This window comes from uncultured Winogradskyella sp. (assembly GCF_947498345.1).
Taxonomy (GTDB): domain Bacteria; phylum Bacteroidota; class Bacteroidia; order Flavobacteriales; family Flavobacteriaceae; genus Winogradskyella.
Genome location: NZ_CANMJY010000010.1, coordinates 1 through 15,871 on the forward strand (window position 1 = coordinate 1; position 15,871 = coordinate 15,871).

Sequence of the window (15,871 nt, forward strand, 5' to 3'; positions counted from 1 at the left end):
GGTGAAGCCGACTTAGAAGATATGGTTGTAGGTTCAGGCACAATTATTTACGAAGCGACCTATGCGATCACCCAGGCGGATATCGATGCAGGTATCGTAACGAACCAGGCGATAGCCAGTGGCACAGATCCCTTAGGTGGTGGTGTTACAGATGATAGTGATGATCCAACAGACCCAACAGGAACAGATGATCCAACCGATACAGAAATAGTACAGGTACCTATGATAAGTCTTATTAAGACTACTTTACCACTTGCTGACACTAATGGAGATGGTATTGCTGGAAGCATAGATGATATTATATCTTATGTATTTATTGTAGAAAATACAGGTAATGTAACCCTAACAAATATTGAAGTACAAGATGCACTTCCAGGATTAAATCTAATTGGAGGGCCTATCGCTCAGTTGTTACCTGGTGAGATTGATGATACAACATTTACAGCGACGTATCAGATTACCCAGATAGATTTGGATATTGGGTTTGTTACTAACTCTGCAACTGTAACTAGTGAAGGACCAGGTGGTGATTTAGGTGATCCTGCAGATGATGTTAGAGACACAAGTGATGATCCTAATGATAATAATGATAATGACGATAATGGAGATGGTGAACCAGATGACCCAACAGTGACTCCTGTAAATTCAATCTTTGATTTAGAGGTTACTAAAGTTGTAGATGAATTGCGACCTGTAGTGGGTGACGAAGTTATATTTACCATTGAGGTAGCCAATATTGGAAATGTTACAGCAACCAATGTAGTTATAAACGAACAAATACCTAATGGTTATGTGTTTGTGTCAGCAATTACAACTACTGGAACTTATTCAGAATTTGATGGAGAATGGATTGTAGGTCAGTTAGATCCTGATCAGGTGGAAATTCTTCAAATTACTGTAGAAGTACTTGGGTTTGGAGATTATACTAATACTGCATTTGTTGGTAACGCCGATGGAGGATCTGATGTAGATCCAAGTAATGATGAAGATACAGCAGAAGTTGATCCAATATGTTTGACCATTTATAACGAATTCTCACCAGACGGAAATGGTATAAACGAAACGTTTGTAATTGATTGTTTAGAACGATTCCCTAACAATAAACTTGAAATCTATAATAGATGGGGTAATATCGTATATAGTAAAAAAGGATATCAGAATGATTGGACAGGAACTTCTAACGGAAGGACCGTAATCAATCAATCTGATGAGTTACCAGCTGGGACGTATTACTATGTTCTTAATCTGGGTGATGGTTCAGAACCAAGAGTAGGTTGGGTATATGTAAATAGACGAAACTAATTAACACTGAATAATAAAATATATTAAAATGATACATAAATCATCGATATTAAAAGGATTAGTAGCTTTAGTGTTTATACTACTTAGTGCTAATAGTTTTGCACAGCAAGATCCTCAGTACACGCATTATATGTACAATACACTAAGTGTTAATCCAGCCTATGCAGGGCAACGTGAAACACTAAGTGTTGTTGGATTACATAGATCGCAATGGGTTGGAATTGATGGAGCACCGCAAACACAATCTTTAAGTATTCATTCACCTTTACGTAATGAGCGTATCGGTTTAGGTTTAAATATTGTAAGTGATGCTTTAGGTCCTGCAAGAGAGAATTTTGTAGATGCTAACTTTTCATATACCATACCATTAAATGCTAACGATCTAAAATTATCTTTTGGAGTAAAAGGTGGTCTACATATTTTAAATACTGATTGGAGTAAAGGAAGATTTCGAGATACTGATCCAGCTTTCGAAAACAACTTAAGTTTAACTTCACCAATGGTAGGAGCAGGTTTGTATATGCATACCAGAAAATGGTATTTAGGTTTAGCGGTTCCTAATTTTTTAGAGACGGATCATTATGATGATTTTCAAGAATCTGTAGCTACTGAACGTATGCACTTTTATGCTATTGGAGGATATGTGTTTAACTTAAGTGAAACCTTAGAGCTTAAGCCAGCCTTTTTAGTTAAAGGTGTTTCGGGAGCTCCACTAATAGCAGATATCTCAGCTAATTTTTGGTATAAAAAGAACTTAACTGCTGGTTTGGCATGGAGATGGGATGATTCTGTAAGTGCTCTAGTAGGCTTTCAAGCTACACCAGGTATGTTTATAGGCTATGGTTATGATTTAACTACAACAGGATTAAATAATTACAATAGCGGAACACACGAAATAACTTTAAGATTTGAAGTGAAACGATTAGGTAGAATTTTATCACCACGCTTCTTTTAAAAATATAACTATGAGAACAATTTCAAGATATATATGTGTAGCATTTGTAGGTATGATTACTTTATCTACTTATGCCCAAAACGGAAAGATAAAAAGTGTCGAAGATGACTACAGAGACTTTGCTTATGTTAAAACGAGTGAAGTACTTCTAGAAGTCGCCAATAAAGGTTATAAGTCTGCAGATCTTTTTCAAAAGTTAGCGAATTCCTACTATTTTAATAATGATATGGTGAATGCAGCTAAATGGTATGGTGAGTTAATGATTATGAATGAAGTTATAGATCCCGAATACTATTTTAGATATGCCCTGGCACTTAAAGGCATTGAAAATTATGAAGACTCAGATAAGTGGATGAAGAAGTTTAATGAGCTAAAACCAGATGATTTAAGAGGAAAAGCTTTCCTCTCTAAAGTAGATTATAAGTCTAATATTGAAGAATTGAGTAGAGATGATATTGAGCCTCAAAATTTAGAAATTAACACAGAGCTTTCAGATTTTGGAACTACAGAATATGAAAACGGAATTGTATTTGCTTCAGCTAGAGGCGGAGGGCGTAAATACCGCTGGAATGAAGAACCGTATTTAGATTTATATTCAGTTGAAAAAACGGATGATGGATTTGGTGAGGTTAAGGAAATTGATGGAAAAGTAAATACAAAATACCATGAGTCTAGTGCTGTATTTTCACCTAATGGAAAGTATATGTTCTTTACAAGAAATAATTTCTTCAAATTAAAGTATAAAGAAGATGAAACAGGAGTTAATAGATTACAATTGTATAGAGCGACTTTGAGTGAGGATGGTACTTGGGATGAAATTCACAAGATTCATTTTAATAGTGAAGATTATAGTGTAGCACATCCAGCTTTAAACCTTACAGGATCGAGATTGTATTTTGCTTCAGATATGCCGGGAACTTATGGGCAATCAGACATTTTTGTAGTAGATGTTAATGATGACGGTACACTTGGTGAGCCCGAAAACTTAGGTTCTTCAATTAATACTGAAGGTCAGGAGTCATTTCCTTTTGTAGACACTAGTGGTAACTTGTTTTTTTCTTCAACCGGATTTCCAGGCTTAGGCGGCTTAGATGTATTTAAGTCCGAAGAATTAGACCAAAAGGTAAGTGTGGGTTCTAACAGAAATTTTCCTATTGAAAATGTAGGTAAACCTGTAAATAGTATTGCAGACGATTTTGGCTATTATGAAAACTTAGTCACTAAACGTGTGTACTTTAGTTCTAATAGAGAAGGAGGAAAAGGTAGCGATGATATTTATACATTCGAGGTTCCGGAATGTAAGCAACTGGTTGCGGGAACAGTACAAGATAAAAATACAGACAATCTAATAGCTGATGCTACGGTAATTTTATTCGATGGTAAAGGAAATGAGCTTCAACGTAAAACTGTTGGTGTTGATGCTGCTTTTGAGTTTGAGCTCGAATGTGAAAAAGAATACTTAATTAGAGGAGAAAAAGAAACCTATGCCTCTGACGAAAAACGTTTTACTACACCAAAGCGTAAGCAGGAATTACAACTACAGTTATTGTTAGAGAAAGACGAACAAGAAATTGAACCTTGTGACGATTTAGCTAAGATACTTGATATACCAATTATCTATTTCGATTTTGATAAATCTAATATTAGATACGATGCAGAAATTGAATTACAGAAAGTATTAGCGGTATTGAACAAATACCCAACCATGACTATCGACATTCGTTCGCATACAGATTGTAGAGGATTAGCAGACTATAATGAAAGGTTATCCGAAAGAAGAGCACAATCCACACGCCAATACTTAATTGATAATGGGATTGCTGCCAACCGATTAACAGCTAAAGGTTATGGTGAGTCACAGTTAGTTAACGATTGTGGTTGTGAACCAACAAATACATCTGGTTGTTCCGAAGAAGAACATCAATTAAATAGACGAAGTGAATTTATTATTACAAGTATTAATGGTAAATCTTGCGACGATAAAGAATAACTTTTACGATTAAATAAAAGATTCAAATAGCCGTTTAAAAATTGAACGGCTATTTTTTATGAATTCCTTTACCATTTTTAAAGCTTTAGTCATTAATTTTGCTCTATGACAGAAGAACAAGTCATCCTTGTGGATGAAAACGATAATCAGATTGGTTTAATGCCCAAAATGGAAGCGCATGAAAAAGCACTTCTTCATCGTGCGTTTTCAGTTTTTATATTTAATGATGAAAACGAATTGATGCTTCAACAACGTGCATTACATAAATATCATTCGCCAGGCCTTTGGACAAATACCTGCTGTAGTCATCAACGTGATGGCGAAACTAATTTAGAAGCAGGTAAAAGACGACTGCAAGAAGAAATGGGGTTTGTAACCGACTTAAAAGAATCGACATCTTTTATATATAAAGCACCTTTTGATAATGGTCTAACAGAGCATGAGTACGACCATATTATGATTGGTAATTATAACAAAGCACCAAATATTAATGTAGATGAAGTCGCAGATTGGAAATGGATGTCACCAGAAGCGGTGAAAGTAGATATGGCATTACATCCTCAAAATTATACAGCTTGGTTTAAAATTATATTTGAGAAGTTTTATGAATTTATAAACGTCAATAACTTATGAAAGTGACTGTACATAGAAAAGCACACTTCAATGCAGCCCATAGACTTTATAGAAAAGATTGGAGCTTCGAAAAAAATGATGCTGTTTTTGGGTTATGTAATAACCCAAATTTTCATGGGCATAATTATGAACTTATAGCAAGTGTTACTGGAGAGATAGATCCAGAAACAGGTTATGTTATAGATGTAAAGATTTTAAAAGATATTATTAAGTCTGAAGTAGAGGATGCTTTTGATCATAAAAATTTAAATGTCGAAGTGCCCGAATTTAAAGACTTAAACCCTACTGCAGAAAATATTGCAGTTGTAATCTATAATAAAATCAAGGCTAAATTAGATTCTAAATTTCATTTAGAAATTACACTTTACGAAACACCTCGTAACTTTGTAACCTATTCTGGTGAGTAATTTTATGAAACGTACTTTATATCCATTAAAGTTTCAACCCATTTTAAAAGATAAAATATGGGGAGGAGAAAAGCTTATTAAACAGTTTAATAAAAAATCTAATTCAAAACAATTGGGTGAAAGTTGGGAAGTAAGTACTGTTTCTGGTGATATTTCTGAAGTTTCTAATGGAGAATTAAAAGGTGAAACTTTAAAAGACCTTATAGAGCACTACAGAGCAGATTTATTAGGTAAAAAAAATCATGAACGTTTTGGTAATAACTTTCCATTGCTTGTAAAGTTTATTGATGCTAAAGAAGATTTAAGTATACAGCTTCATCCTGACGATGAGTTGGCTAAAAAACGCCATAATTCTTTTGGCAAAAATGAGATGTGGTATGTAATGCAAGCTGATAAGGATGCTAATCTCATTGTGGGTTTTAATCAAGAAATGGATAAGCAAACTTATCTAAAAAATCTTGAGAATAAAACACTTACCAAGGTTTTAAATTTCGATAAGGTAAAAGAAGGAGACACTTATTTTATTGAAACTGGTCGTATTCATGCTATTGGTGCAGGTGTTCTATTAGCTGAAATTCAGCAAACGAGCGATATAACCTATCGTGTTTATGATTGGGATAGGATTGATGATAAAGGTAATATGCGTGAGTTACATAATGATATTGCTATTGATGCTTTTAGGTTTGATATGAATGATGATTTTAGGATGAAGTATAAAAAGCAAAAAAATGTGGCAAACAAAATTATAAGTTGCCCATTTTTTACAACGAATTATTTAGAATTGAATGCAGATATTGAAAAAGAAAACAAAGAAGATTCATTTTTAATATATATGTGTGTTGAAGGTGAAGTTAAAGTTTTAACAGATAACACAACAGATATAATTTCTAAGGGTGAAACAATTTTGATTCCTGCTGTAATTAAGCATTTTAAATTAAAAACTAAAGACGCAAAACTTCTTGAAGTTTATGTTTAAAACTTCAAAATTAAATTCGGATTATTAATATAAGGATTTATTACATTTGTACCTTAATAAATAGAAAAATTATCATGGCAAATAAAAGAGATTTAAAAAAGGATATCAACTATGTTTTTGGAGATATCATTGAAGCAGTTTATTATTGGGAATTAGAGAATACACAAAAACCAACTAAGGAAAGTGATGCCATTATTGATGATGCTTTTGCTGGTTTTGATGAATTGATTGCTCGCGTAAATGATCGAAGTATAGAGGACGCTAAATCGCATTTTAAGGCTATTAATAACGATTTAGAAGCAAAAGGTAGAGCTTTAATAGATCGTATTAATAAATTGAAATAGTTATATAATATTTTAATATTAAATAAAAACCAACCATTCTCATGGTTGGTTTTTTTATGGTAACCTTTTATAGAAACCTAACGGAAATAAATTAGAATATTTTTTATTCCTCAGATGCTCTTTTTAAAATAATATCATTTAACTTCTTTCCATATAATGAATTTTTAACGTTTTCAGTTAAACCATTATAAACGGAATCAATATAAACTGGGTTTGCTGCCGGAATTTTATACAATGCTAAATAAGGTGCAATCATATTATCCTTATGATTTAACGCAAATTGAATGGTATAAGAATACTTACGTCTCAATAAGGTTTCAGAAAGCTTGTTGAGTGAATCTAAAGCAATACTGTCATTGTCCTTTTGGGCTAAAAAGCTGGCTTCAATAAGGTCAAGGTTTTGTTCATTGTATTTAGACATTACTTTGGTGTACTCATTCAATAAATCTTGTTGTTGAGAACCTTTTATTTCAGCATCAAAATTAAAATTCTTTAATGATGTTTTAATTTCTGTTACACCTTTATCTGCCAGGAAAGGAATAAAATGTTCTTCACCATCGTTTTTAAATAATTTAAGATAGAGTAGAATAGGCTCTTCAATATTGGTTTGCAAAGTAAATTCTGGTTGACCATTAATTACCACAGAGTCTAAATCTATAATAGTTGAGTCACCTTCTTTTTGAAGATATACAACACCTTTTTTAAGGTTCTTAATATTACCTTTTAAAGTAAAATTAGCTTCCTTGTCTTTTTCACAAGAAAACATCATTATACCTATAATAATAAGGCTAAAAACTTTGTTTAATTTTAACATACGTTATTTACATAAATTGGTGTGCAAATATCTTACTTTGAAATTAAAAACACTAGCCAGCTGCTGCAATTTTCATCAACTCTGCACAGAGTATAGCTCCATAAGTTCCGACAACATAGCCAAATACAGCAAGTAAAGCCCCAACAGTTGCTAGTGAGGGATGGAAAGCTGCAGCCACAACAGGTGCTGATGCTGCTCCACCAACATTAGCTTGACTACCAACAGCTAAAAAGAAATATGGTGCTTTTATGAGTTTAGCTACTAAGATTAGGAGTCCTGCATGGATGGCCATCCAAACCAAACCGATTAAAATTAATCCTGGATTTTCAAGAATTTTACCTAAATCCATTTTCATACCAATAGTAGCCACAAGAATATAAATGAAGACACTTCCAACTTTACTGGCTCCTGCACCTTCATAATTTTTAGCTTTGGTGAAGGATAATAATACACCAATTAAAGTTGCAATAGAAATCAACCAAAAGAAACCACTACCAAAAGATGATAACGCACTTTTAGGGTCACTTACAGCTTTAAAATTATCTTTAAGGAATACCGAAATATGGTCAGCACCAAAGTGGGCAATACCAACAGCACCAAAAGCAATTGTTAATATTATTATGAGATCAGAAGTTGATGGAATACGTGTAATTTTATCACTAAACGCTTGCACTTTATTTTGCAATTCGTCAATAGCTGTATTGTCTGCTTTTAACCAATTATCAATCTTTTTGCGCTTACCAATTCCTAAAAGAATTAAAGCCATCCAAATATTGGCAACAACAATATCTACAAGTACCATTCCTCCATATAATTCCTGGTTAAATTCATAGATTTCTAACATAGCAGCTTGGTTGGCGCCACCACCAATCCAGCTTCCAGCTAAAGTCGCTAACCCTCTCCATGTCGCATCAAAACCAGCACCTCCAACGGTTTCTGGTGAAAATGAAGAAATTAGTAAAATAGCTATGGGACCACCAATAATAATACCTGCTGTTCCTGTAAAAAACATTACCAAGGCTTTCCAGCCTAAATTAAAAATGGCTTTTAAATCTATACTTAAAGTTAGAAGTACTAATGATGCAGGTAATAAATAGCGACTGGCAATGAAATAAGTTTTAGAAATCTCATCTGAAATTAAACCTAAAGAATTAAATATTGCAGGAATAAGGTAGCACATTAAAAGCCCTGGAACTATTTTATAGAAATAATACCAGTAACCCGATTTTTTTGATTCTGTTAAAAACACAAAACCTAGTGCTATCATTAAAAGACCAAAAACTATTGCATCATTAGCAAAAATTGGATCTTTTGGCTTTTCATAAAAAAAGTACATTAAAATTGAAGTAATTGCAATCAATAAGACTGTTAAAATGAAAGCCAGGATATATTTGCTTTTAGAATTCATAGAGATAATTTCTGCGCAAAATACAAAAATTAAAAACTAAAAAAGTGACCATTTCTGATCACTTTTCACCTTCAGGTTTTTCTTTCTTTTTTGGCTGCCTATTATGTTCTTTTAAGTACTGCATCAACATCCATTCTATTTGTCCATTGGTACTACGAAATTCATCCGCTGCCCATTTCTCAACAGCTTTTAGCATATCTTCATTGATGCGCAACGCAAATGCTTTTTTCTTAGCCATTGTTATTAGTTTTTGGTTTATAAGTTGCTAAAACGTGTTCAGCTTCTTCTTTCTTTTGGGTGCCAATCAAAAGTTTTTTACCATTTTTTAGCTCGAGTTGAATGCCTATATCACCAGATACATTTATGGCTCTCCCTTTTGATTTTTTCCAAAGTCGTCCTCCTTTAAGCCCCCAACCTCCATATTCCCCAAGAGCATCATAGTGTCTTATATAGGCTTTGTCTATGCTATTCCATTCTATGGTCTTTAATTTCCAATGAAATGGAAAGAACTTATAATGTATCCCTTTTTCGTCGATTCTTAATACCAACTTGAACAAAAATATAAAACCAGGGATCAACAGTATAAAACCAATTAATAAAACCAGTTCTATTACAGAAAAGCTATTGGGCTCTTTAATATATTTACCCAAGATTATTCCAACGATCATTAGGATATTAATGGTCATTAAAATAATTAACCAAGCTTGATTAAAACGTTGCTTTTCCTTAAAAATTCGCATTATCTGTTTTTATCACGTTCAAACACTACACTAGCCCAACCCTGACCTATAAATTCAACTGTCCAACCTTCTCTGGCATGTTGATTTAAAAGGTCTTCAAAATTTTGAAATCGACTTCTAAACCCAAGCTTAGGTTGTACCACTTTATATTCTTTCATAATTAATGACTTAAAGTTCCTGTATTTACAATTGGCGAGGCATCTTTATCACCACAAAGTACTACCATAAGATTGCTTACCATAGCAGCTTTACGTTCTTCGTCTAAATCCACAACATCTTTTTTATTGAGTTCTTCAATAGCCATTTCTACCATACTTACAGCACCTTCTACAATTTTATGTCGTGCCGCTACAATAGCTGTAGCTTGCTGGCGCTTAAGCATTGCATTGGCGATTTCTTGTGCATAGGCCAGATAACCTATACGTGCTTCTAAAACTTCAATACCTGCAATAGATAAACGTTCGTCTATTTCTTTTTCGAGTGCATTACTTACCTCATTAACACTAGAGCGTAAAGTAATATCTTCATCAACACCTTCATCTGCAAAATTATCATAGGGATACATACTTGCTAATTTACGAACAGCAGCATCTGTTTGTACACGTACAAAATTCTCGTAATTGTCTACATCAAAAGCTGCTTTATAAGTGTTTTGTACACGCCAAACTAAAATAGTGCTAATCATAACAGGGTTTCCGAGCTTGTCATTGACTTTAAGACGTTCACTATCGAAGTTACTTGCTCTAAGTGAAATCTTCTTTTTGGTATAAAATGGATTTACCCAATAGAATCCATTTTTCTTTACAGTTCCTACGTACTTTCCGAATAATAGCAATACTCTGGAACCGTTGGGTTGTACCATTACAAAACCAAATGCCATAACTAAAGATAATAATAGTGTTATACCTGGCCATGGTGTTTTTAAGGCAATCATTGTGGCGATACTTCCAAAAAATAATATTAAAAATATAAATAACATTAAGTAGCCATTTGCAGGGACGATGATTTTTTCTTCTTTCATAATCTAAAATTTAATTGGTTAATAATCATTAAAAATCAATATGATATTAAAATGATATCATAAAGATATAAAATATTAGTATATAAATTAATGTTTTTGTTACATTTTTATTAAAAAAATAAAAAATAAAGTTTGGCACACCGTTTGATATATAATAAGTGTAATGGTTACAGCGATAGTTACAATAGTAACAACACTACTAAATCGCGACATTACAATTTGGTTGGTTAGTTAGTAAAAAAGCATCTCGTGGTTGAGATGCTTTTTTAATTTTAAGTAACTTTTTAAAGTACAGAAAAGTTGAATTGAATGTTCTCAATATTTCATATTATTAATTATCTATAAATTGAATAATAGTATCAATTAGTTCTGAAGAAATTGGCCTAAACGATTCATTATAGGATTTAGAGTTTTCTAAATCATCTCCTTTAATTTCAAAAAGAACATGATTCATATTCTCAATAATTTTTAGTTGCGCTTTATCATTAGCTGCTTTTAAAAGCTTAGCTTCATTTTCGGAAACTTGAAGATCTTTTGTGCCATTTATAATTAAAATGGGTGTTTTAAGTGTCTCTATAATTTCTGTAGGATTATATTGCATCCAATTGATCATAAAGTGTTGTATATCTGTATTAAAAACAGAGGCTAGGGCATTGGGATAATCAGTTACGGTTTCACCTTGCTTCAATTTATCAACTATTTTCTTAGCTTCTTCACCTAATTGCGGTGCCATATTTGTGACTTGAGTTACAATAACGTCACCAATATTCTGTCCTGCACCAGCAAGTGATATAAAGCCGTCAGCTTCATCCTTAACTGCTAGCATACCTACTAAACTTCCCTGACTGTGACCAAGAATATATATTTTTGAATAATCATCATTTTTTTTGAAATAAGAAATTACATCTGATGCATCATTAACAAAATCATCGAACTTTAAGTTTTTGTCTACTTTACCTTTTCGGATTTGTTTTACTATACGTTTGTCATATCTAAATGTAGCTATACCATTATTAGTTAAGCTTTCTGCTAATTTTTTTAGTGAATTGTTTTTTTGAAAATTTTGATTGCCATTACGGTTTGTAGGTCCGGAGCCTGCAATTATAATAACCAAGGTTGGTTTTTCACTTTCGTTTGGAGTAAGTAATGTACCGTCTATCCATTTTGATATAGAAATTTCATCTTCACTATATGTTTTTTCCTGACCAAAACTGAAGGCAAAAATGAAAAGAAGTATAGTTAATATATAATGTCTCATTTTTAATTTAAATAAGTGTAAAATTAGTTGATATTAAAAAGAATTTATATTTCAAAAACAATTTTTATATGGTTTTAGTATTTATAAATATGCTTTTTAATTTTTGTTGATATGCATTTCATCGACGAAATGCAATATTTCATCTTAAAATGTTAAAATTAAATGTATTTCATCGATTAATAGTGTTTTTTAGCGACAAAATTAAAACCTAATTATATATTTGAAGTGTACTAAAATTTAGTTTTTAGTTCAATGGATTAATTAATTAATATTTGCATTATGTTATGTTGACTTAGAGACCCTAAATCTACTTACATAATAAAAAAAGCAAATTAGAGAAACCGGGTTTGAGGGAACCCGGTTTTTTGTTTTTACAGTTTAATGAGCTTTCTAAACGTAAGATTTATTCTAGGTTTTATGTCCTTTTTTGTTTTAGCGATTTGATGTAACCAATGGTGTTGCATCTCTCCTTGCATAAGTAATAAGCTACCATGCTTTAGAATAAGTTTGTGTCGTTGATTTTTTAATGTTTTGTGCTTAAAATGAAAAGGACGTTCCTCTCCAAAACTAACTGAGGCTATTACTGGGTTATTGCCAAGCTCTTTTTCATTATCTGCATGCCAACCATTACTATCATTACCATTGCGATATAAGTTAATTAATAGTGTATTGAATTTTTGTTCGGAAAAATGCTCTACCTTCTCTTTTATTGACTGTAAAATTGGTGTAAAAGCTACAGGGTGCATTACAATATTTGAATAGGTATAAGGTTGGTTTGTTTCCCCAAAAAGAGCTGTTAGTCTAGGCTGTTTATAGGTTTTTCCATAAACAGTTATGTTATCATGTTGCCAACTGGTTTCAGTATTAATTTTGTTTAAGTAAAAATTTGATTCTTGTTTACTAAAGAAGTTGGGAACGTAGATAAGTTCTACATTAGGCAATTGAAAGTGTTGTTTATCTTCTAAAAACAAGTCCATAGCATAATTTTTCTCTAAATTAGTGCTTCATTATGAATTATAAAACACTTTCATATTTACTTTTCGTTATAGCGATTTCTTTTGGTTATGTTCAAAAAAAAAACTTACCAGAAGGCTTTGTATACGTGGATACTATCATTGAAGATTTAGATGTAGAATTACGTTATTATGGTTCTAACAATTTTGTTGGTGATACTATAGATGGTTACAAGACTAATCGATTGATTTTAACCAAAGCAACAGTTGAGCAATTAAAGCGTGTTCAAGAAGAATTACAACAACAAAATTTATGTTTAAGAGTTTATGACGGTTACCGCCCTCAACGCGCAGTCAATCATTTTATACGATGGGCCAGGAATTTAAAGGATACGATTAATAAATCTCAATTTTATCCCGATGTTGCAAAGCGAAATTTGTTTAAAGAAGAATATATAGCTTCTAGATCTGGTCATAGTAGAGGAAGCACAGTGGATTTGACCATAATTTGTGGTGAAACAGGTGAGCCACTGGATATGGGAAGTCCTTTTGATTTTTTTGGTGAACAGTCCTGGGTAGATTATGACAATATAGAGGAAAACCAAAAAAAGAACAGACAGTTATTACAAACAATTATGTTAAAATATAACTTTAGAAATTACCCAAAAGAATGGTGGCATTTTACGTTGCGTTGGGAACCATTTCCGAAGACATATTTTGATTTTGAGATAGAGTAGTTATAACCTCACATAAATTTCATTGAAAATCCCTTTTAGTATAGAAATTACTAATTGTAAAGCTAGCATTACTAAAAATCCAACAATTATTCCAGGGATAATTAAAATAAATCCTATAACAAGCCAACCTGTTGCTAAACAAGCCAGGAATGTTGTTACTGTACATATTGTTATAATCACATAGCTTAGATATATCATCCATTTATTACTTACTAAACCATAGCTGGTCTTTTTAAGTAGGTAACCTTTTTTGTCTTTAAAATTATTAACTTCTATTAAGACGTCCTTGGACGAATAATCTGACTCATAAGTGAGATAGAATTTTGCTTTCTTTTTTAGAATAAATTTTTCAACCTCAACAACATTATTGTCATAACAAAGGTCGATATAACGTACCTTGTTTTTTTCGAGATCTTTAATTTGTTTTATCCTTTTTAATATAACCTAATTTATCATTCTCTAATTTTATTTCGTACCATCTGGTCTTTTCTCTAAGTTTTACTCTTTTATATGGCAGGTATTCATCTTCGGTAGTTTCTCTGATTTTTTTAGAACTTAATGAGTGTTCTGCATAGATTGGTACAGGCTGTAAAGTGCGAATGAGTTTACGCATATAATATTAAGGTTAATAGTGAATTAATATATGAAGTTCAATGATACTATTTTTTTCCGAATGAAAGATTATTATTGTATCTATTTTAGTATCAGTATAAGACTAAAATCTTGTCCAATATTGTCTTTTCTGACTTTGGCAAGTTCTAAGTTGTTTCTAAAAATTTTCAGAAAACCTACAGGCTCATTCATCCTTAAAGGTTTTATACTTTAAGCCAATACCATAGTTGTAAAGGTCTTTATCTAGCAGGCTCGATCTAAAGCCATTGCCTTTATCAAATTTCACCCAATTATTACCATTGATAAACACACGTTTTATATATGTGTTTTTAGCCTCTAATTTTTCTGTAAAGGGGAGTAATGGCCTAAAATTGGTAGGAATTTTAACTATACCATTTTTAGTTTTTACTTCTTTGTACTTTTTATTGGGTAATAGTTTCCCGGCTTTATCTGTGTAACCCATAACTTGTAGTGATACAAAAAAACCATCCTTTGGAATGTAAATACCGTAATCTTCGACATTCAATGTATAAGCATCTCCATCTTTTTCTGTAGCTCTAAAAACAATAGTTTCATAGGTGAGTACTTTACCAGGTGCACCTTTGTGATTTGCATAAAACTTTACCATAAATAGGGTAGAGAATTTTTTCTTGTCACTATTAGCACGTTTGCGTTTGTTCCAATCTTTAGATTCTAAAGCAATAGGAAATATAATAGAAGTTAGTTTTTGGTCTTGGTCGGAATGTTTAGGAAAGTAAACAGCAATTTCAGATTCTATGGTTGGTAGCCAACAGTTGTAATAATCATCATCGAGGTGAGGTTTTAAGGTTTCCTCTTTGAATTTCCTATTCAATTTTGTACCAATAACAATTTCGTCCAGTTCATCGGCTTGAGGTAGCATAAGGAGTAGCTTGGGAATATCTTTAGTCGAGATATTTAAATTTTTAAATCCCAATGCCGAAATATAGAGTGAATCAATATCTGGATACAACTTTTCTGTAAAAATAAATTTACCTTCATTATCTGCAAAAATACCATTGCCATTACCAAATGATACAGTAGCGTAACTAACAGGGTATTTAGTGACACTATCTAAAACCGTAATTTGAGCAATACTTATTTGAGATACAAGTAATATTAGAAATAAGATTTTGGGCATAAAACACACTTTAAGTTTTAAAGATACATTATTTATGCCATAAAAAAACGCCTCATAAATTGAGGCGTTTTCCTATTTGATTGATTTTATGATTTAGTCATCTAATGCTTTTTTAGTTTGTGTATAGCCTATGTATAAGCCAGCACCTGCCATTAAGAATATCATTGCAGGATATACAGCGTCTTCATTTAGATTTGAATAGGTGTCTAAGATATTGGCAATGAATACGCCTAGGCCTATACCCATTAAAAGAAAAGCTAAATTTATAACTATAACTTTCCATGAAGCTCCTGATCGCTTACCAATATTAAAAATACTTGCGTCTGCTCCTTTTTCAATAAGTGCTAAACGTTCTTTGTTTCGAGATGAAAAATACAGATAAAATACACCAAATATTGATCCGAAAATTATTGCTAAAACTGCTACTTCCATAATTATTTATTTTTAATTGATTAATTTTAATTTGTTCATAGCTTATGACGATACTTTATTAATTTAGGTTACAACTTTTTTTTAAAAATATTTTTTATGGGTTTATGTAACCTTATATATAAAGTAGTCG

The 15,871-nt window shown here is 32.1% G+C and carries 19 protein-coding genes; 8 read left to right on the forward strand and 11 right to left on the reverse strand.

What is annotated here, in order from left to right:
• The 7 genes from Q0912_RS13205 to Q0912_RS13235 all read left to right on the forward strand — a co-directional run.
• A partial coding sequence (locus Q0912_RS13205) for a gliding motility-associated C-terminal domain-containing protein (RefSeq protein ID WP_299115847.1) occupies nucleotides 1–1,302 on the forward strand: 1,302 nt, incomplete at its 5' end.
• 28 nt (nucleotides 1,303–1,330) lie between these two features.
• Nucleotides 1,331–2,257 carry a type IX secretion system membrane protein PorP/SprF gene (locus Q0912_RS13210; RefSeq protein WP_299115849.1) on the forward strand — a complete coding sequence of 309 codons (927 nt, stop codon included), beginning with the start codon at nucleotides 1,331–1,333 and terminating at the stop codon, nucleotides 2,255–2,257.
• A 10-nt stretch (nucleotides 2,258–2,267) separates the two neighbouring features.
• A complete protein-coding gene (locus Q0912_RS13215) occupies nucleotides 2,268–4,247 on the forward strand; it encodes an OmpA family protein (protein WP_299115851.1) in 1,980 nt (659 codons plus the stop codon).
• 105 nt (nucleotides 4,248–4,352) lie between these two features.
• Nucleotides 4,353–4,880, forward strand: coding sequence for an isopentenyl-diphosphate Delta-isomerase (gene idi / locus Q0912_RS13220; RefSeq protein ID WP_299115853.1), 528 nt, complete (start codon nucleotides 4,353–4,355; stop codon nucleotides 4,878–4,880).
• Nucleotides 4,877–5,287, forward strand: coding sequence for a 6-carboxytetrahydropterin synthase (locus Q0912_RS13225; protein ID WP_299115855.1), 411 nt, complete (start codon nucleotides 4,877–4,879; stop codon nucleotides 5,285–5,287). The genes idi and Q0912_RS13225 overlap by 4 nt, the downstream gene beginning before the upstream one ends.
• A 4-nt stretch (nucleotides 5,288–5,291) precedes the next feature.
• Entirely contained in the window at nucleotides 5,292–6,263 is a 972-nt protein-coding gene (locus tag Q0912_RS13230) for a type I phosphomannose isomerase catalytic subunit (protein ID WP_299115857.1), read from the forward strand.
• A gap of 74 nt (nucleotides 6,264–6,337) precedes the next feature.
• Nucleotides 6,338–6,607 carry a hypothetical protein gene (locus tag Q0912_RS13235; protein WP_299115859.1) on the forward strand — a complete coding sequence of 90 codons (270 nt, stop codon included), beginning with the start codon at nucleotides 6,338–6,340 and terminating at the stop codon, nucleotides 6,605–6,607.
• A 103-nt stretch (nucleotides 6,608–6,710) separates the two neighbouring features.
• Here Q0912_RS13235 and Q0912_RS13240 read toward each other — a convergent pair whose 3' ends face one another.
• From Q0912_RS13240 to Q0912_RS13275, 8 genes are all read right to left on the reverse strand, one after another.
• Nucleotides 6,711–7,421: a DUF4369 domain-containing protein gene (locus Q0912_RS13240; protein ID WP_299115861.1), complete on the reverse strand. Its 711-nt coding sequence runs from the start codon at nucleotides 7,419–7,421 to the stop codon at nucleotides 6,711–6,713.
• A gap of 52 nt (nucleotides 7,422–7,473) precedes the next feature.
• Nucleotides 7,474–8,757 (reverse strand): DUF819 family protein, encoded by a 1,284-nt coding sequence (locus tag Q0912_RS13245; protein ID WP_299116177.1) that lies wholly within the window; start codon nucleotides 8,755–8,757, stop codon nucleotides 7,474–7,476.
• Between the two features lie 130 nt (nucleotides 8,758–8,887).
• Nucleotides 8,888–9,067: an Arc family DNA binding domain-containing protein gene (locus Q0912_RS13250; protein ID WP_299115863.1), complete on the reverse strand. Its 180-nt coding sequence runs from the start codon at nucleotides 9,065–9,067 to the stop codon at nucleotides 8,888–8,890.
• A complete protein-coding gene (locus Q0912_RS13255) occupies nucleotides 9,060–9,569 on the reverse strand; it encodes a hypothetical protein (protein ID WP_299115865.1) in 510 nt (169 codons plus the stop codon). Before Q0912_RS13255 ends, Q0912_RS13250 begins: the two co-directional genes overlap by 8 nt.
• Nucleotides 9,569–9,727, reverse strand: coding sequence for a DUF4177 domain-containing protein (locus Q0912_RS13260; protein ID WP_299115867.1), 159 nt, complete (start codon nucleotides 9,725–9,727; stop codon nucleotides 9,569–9,571). Before Q0912_RS13260 ends, Q0912_RS13255 begins: the two co-directional genes overlap by 1 nt.
• A gap of 2 nt (nucleotides 9,728–9,729) precedes the next feature.
• A complete protein-coding gene (locus tag Q0912_RS13265) occupies nucleotides 9,730–10,590 on the reverse strand; it encodes an SPFH domain-containing protein (RefSeq protein ID WP_299115869.1) in 861 nt (286 codons plus the stop codon).
• Nucleotides 10,591–10,921: 331 nt separating this feature from the next.
• A complete protein-coding gene (locus Q0912_RS13270; RefSeq protein ID WP_299115871.1) occupies nucleotides 10,922–11,848 on the reverse strand; it encodes an alpha/beta hydrolase in 927 nt (308 codons plus the stop codon).
• A gap of 371 nt (nucleotides 11,849–12,219) precedes the next feature.
• Nucleotides 12,220–12,825 carry an alpha-ketoglutarate-dependent dioxygenase AlkB gene (locus Q0912_RS13275; protein ID WP_299115873.1) on the reverse strand — a complete coding sequence of 202 codons (606 nt, stop codon included), beginning with the start codon at nucleotides 12,823–12,825 and terminating at the stop codon, nucleotides 12,220–12,222.
• A 32-nt stretch (nucleotides 12,826–12,857) separates the two neighbouring features.
• Between Q0912_RS13275 and Q0912_RS13280 the strand changes: the two genes are divergently transcribed.
• On the forward strand, nucleotides 12,858–13,538 hold the full coding sequence (locus tag Q0912_RS13280) for a M15 family metallopeptidase (protein WP_299115875.1): 681 nt from the start codon (nucleotides 12,858–12,860) through the stop codon (nucleotides 13,536–13,538).
• 415 nt (nucleotides 13,539–13,953) lie between these two features.
• Here Q0912_RS13280 and Q0912_RS13285 read toward each other — a convergent pair whose 3' ends face one another.
• The 3 genes from Q0912_RS13285 to Q0912_RS13295 all read right to left on the reverse strand — a co-directional run bounded on the left by Q0912_RS13285 (nucleotide 13,954) and on the right by Q0912_RS13295 (nucleotide 15,741).
• A complete protein-coding gene (locus Q0912_RS13285) occupies nucleotides 13,954–14,151 on the reverse strand; it encodes a hypothetical protein (RefSeq protein WP_299115877.1) in 198 nt (65 codons plus the stop codon).
• Between the two features lie 183 nt (nucleotides 14,152–14,334).
• A complete protein-coding gene (locus Q0912_RS13290; RefSeq protein ID WP_299115879.1) occupies nucleotides 14,335–15,309 on the reverse strand; it encodes a hypothetical protein in 975 nt (324 codons plus the stop codon).
• A gap of 93 nt (nucleotides 15,310–15,402) precedes the next feature.
• The gene (locus Q0912_RS13295; RefSeq protein WP_299115881.1) at nucleotides 15,403–15,741 is read right to left on the reverse strand and encodes a DUF6249 domain-containing protein; all 339 of its coding nucleotides are present in this window, start codon (nucleotides 15,739–15,741) and stop codon (nucleotides 15,403–15,405) included.
• Between the last annotated feature and the right edge of the window lie 130 nt (nucleotides 15,742–15,871).

Bases quoted from the DNA above. Each gene is read 5' to 3' on its own strand.
- Q0912_RS13210 (WP_299115849.1), top strand. From the start codon at position 1,331: ATGATACATAAATCATCGATATTAAAAGGATTAGTAGCTTTAGTGTTT.
- Q0912_RS13215 (WP_299115851.1), top strand. From the start codon at position 2,268: ATGAGAACAATTTCAAGATATATATGTGTAGCATTTGTAGGTATGATT.
- idi (WP_299115853.1), top strand. From the start codon at position 4,353: ATGACAGAAGAACAAGTCATCCTTGTGGATGAAAACGATAATCAGATT.
- Q0912_RS13225 (WP_299115855.1), top strand. From the start codon at position 4,877: ATGAAAGTGACTGTACATAGAAAAGCACACTTCAATGCAGCCCATAGA.
- Q0912_RS13230 (WP_299115857.1), top strand. From the start codon at position 5,292: ATGAAACGTACTTTATATCCATTAAAGTTTCAACCCATTTTAAAAGAT.
- Q0912_RS13235 (WP_299115859.1), top strand. From the start codon at position 6,338: ATGGCAAATAAAAGAGATTTAAAAAAGGATATCAACTATGTTTTTGGA.
- Q0912_RS13240 (WP_299115861.1), bottom strand. From the start codon at position 7,421: ATGTTAAAATTAAACAAAGTTTTTAGCCTTATTATTATAGGTATAATG.
- Q0912_RS13245 (WP_299116177.1), bottom strand. From the start codon at position 8,757: ATGTACTTTTTTTATGAAAAGCCAAAAGATCCAATTTTTGCTAATGAT.
- Q0912_RS13250 (WP_299115863.1), bottom strand. From the start codon at position 9,067: ATGGCTAAGAAAAAAGCATTTGCGTTGCGCATCAATGAAGATATGCTA.
- Q0912_RS13255 (WP_299115865.1), bottom strand. From the start codon at position 9,569: ATGCGAATTTTTAAGGAAAAGCAACGTTTTAATCAAGCTTGGTTAATT.
- Q0912_RS13260 (WP_299115867.1), bottom strand. From the start codon at position 9,727: ATGAAAGAATATAAAGTGGTACAACCTAAGCTTGGGTTTAGAAGTCGA.
- Q0912_RS13265 (WP_299115869.1), bottom strand. From the start codon at position 10,590: ATGAAAGAAGAAAAAATCATCGTCCCTGCAAATGGCTACTTAATGTTA.
- Q0912_RS13270 (WP_299115871.1), bottom strand. From the start codon at position 11,848: ATGAGACATTATATATTAACTATACTTCTTTTCATTTTTGCCTTCAGT.
- Q0912_RS13275 (WP_299115873.1), bottom strand. From the start codon at position 12,825: ATGGACTTGTTTTTAGAAGATAAACAACACTTTCAATTGCCTAATGTA.
- Q0912_RS13280 (WP_299115875.1), top strand. From the start codon at position 12,858: ATGAATTATAAAACACTTTCATATTTACTTTTCGTTATAGCGATTTCT.
- Q0912_RS13285 (WP_299115877.1), bottom strand. From the start codon at position 14,151: ATGCGTAAACTCATTCGCACTTTACAGCCTGTACCAATCTATGCAGAA.
- Q0912_RS13290 (WP_299115879.1), bottom strand. From the start codon at position 15,309: ATGCCCAAAATCTTATTTCTAATATTACTTGTATCTCAAATAAGTATT.
- Q0912_RS13295 (WP_299115881.1), bottom strand. From the start codon at position 15,741: ATGGAAGTAGCAGTTTTAGCAATAATTTTCGGATCAATATTTGGTGTA.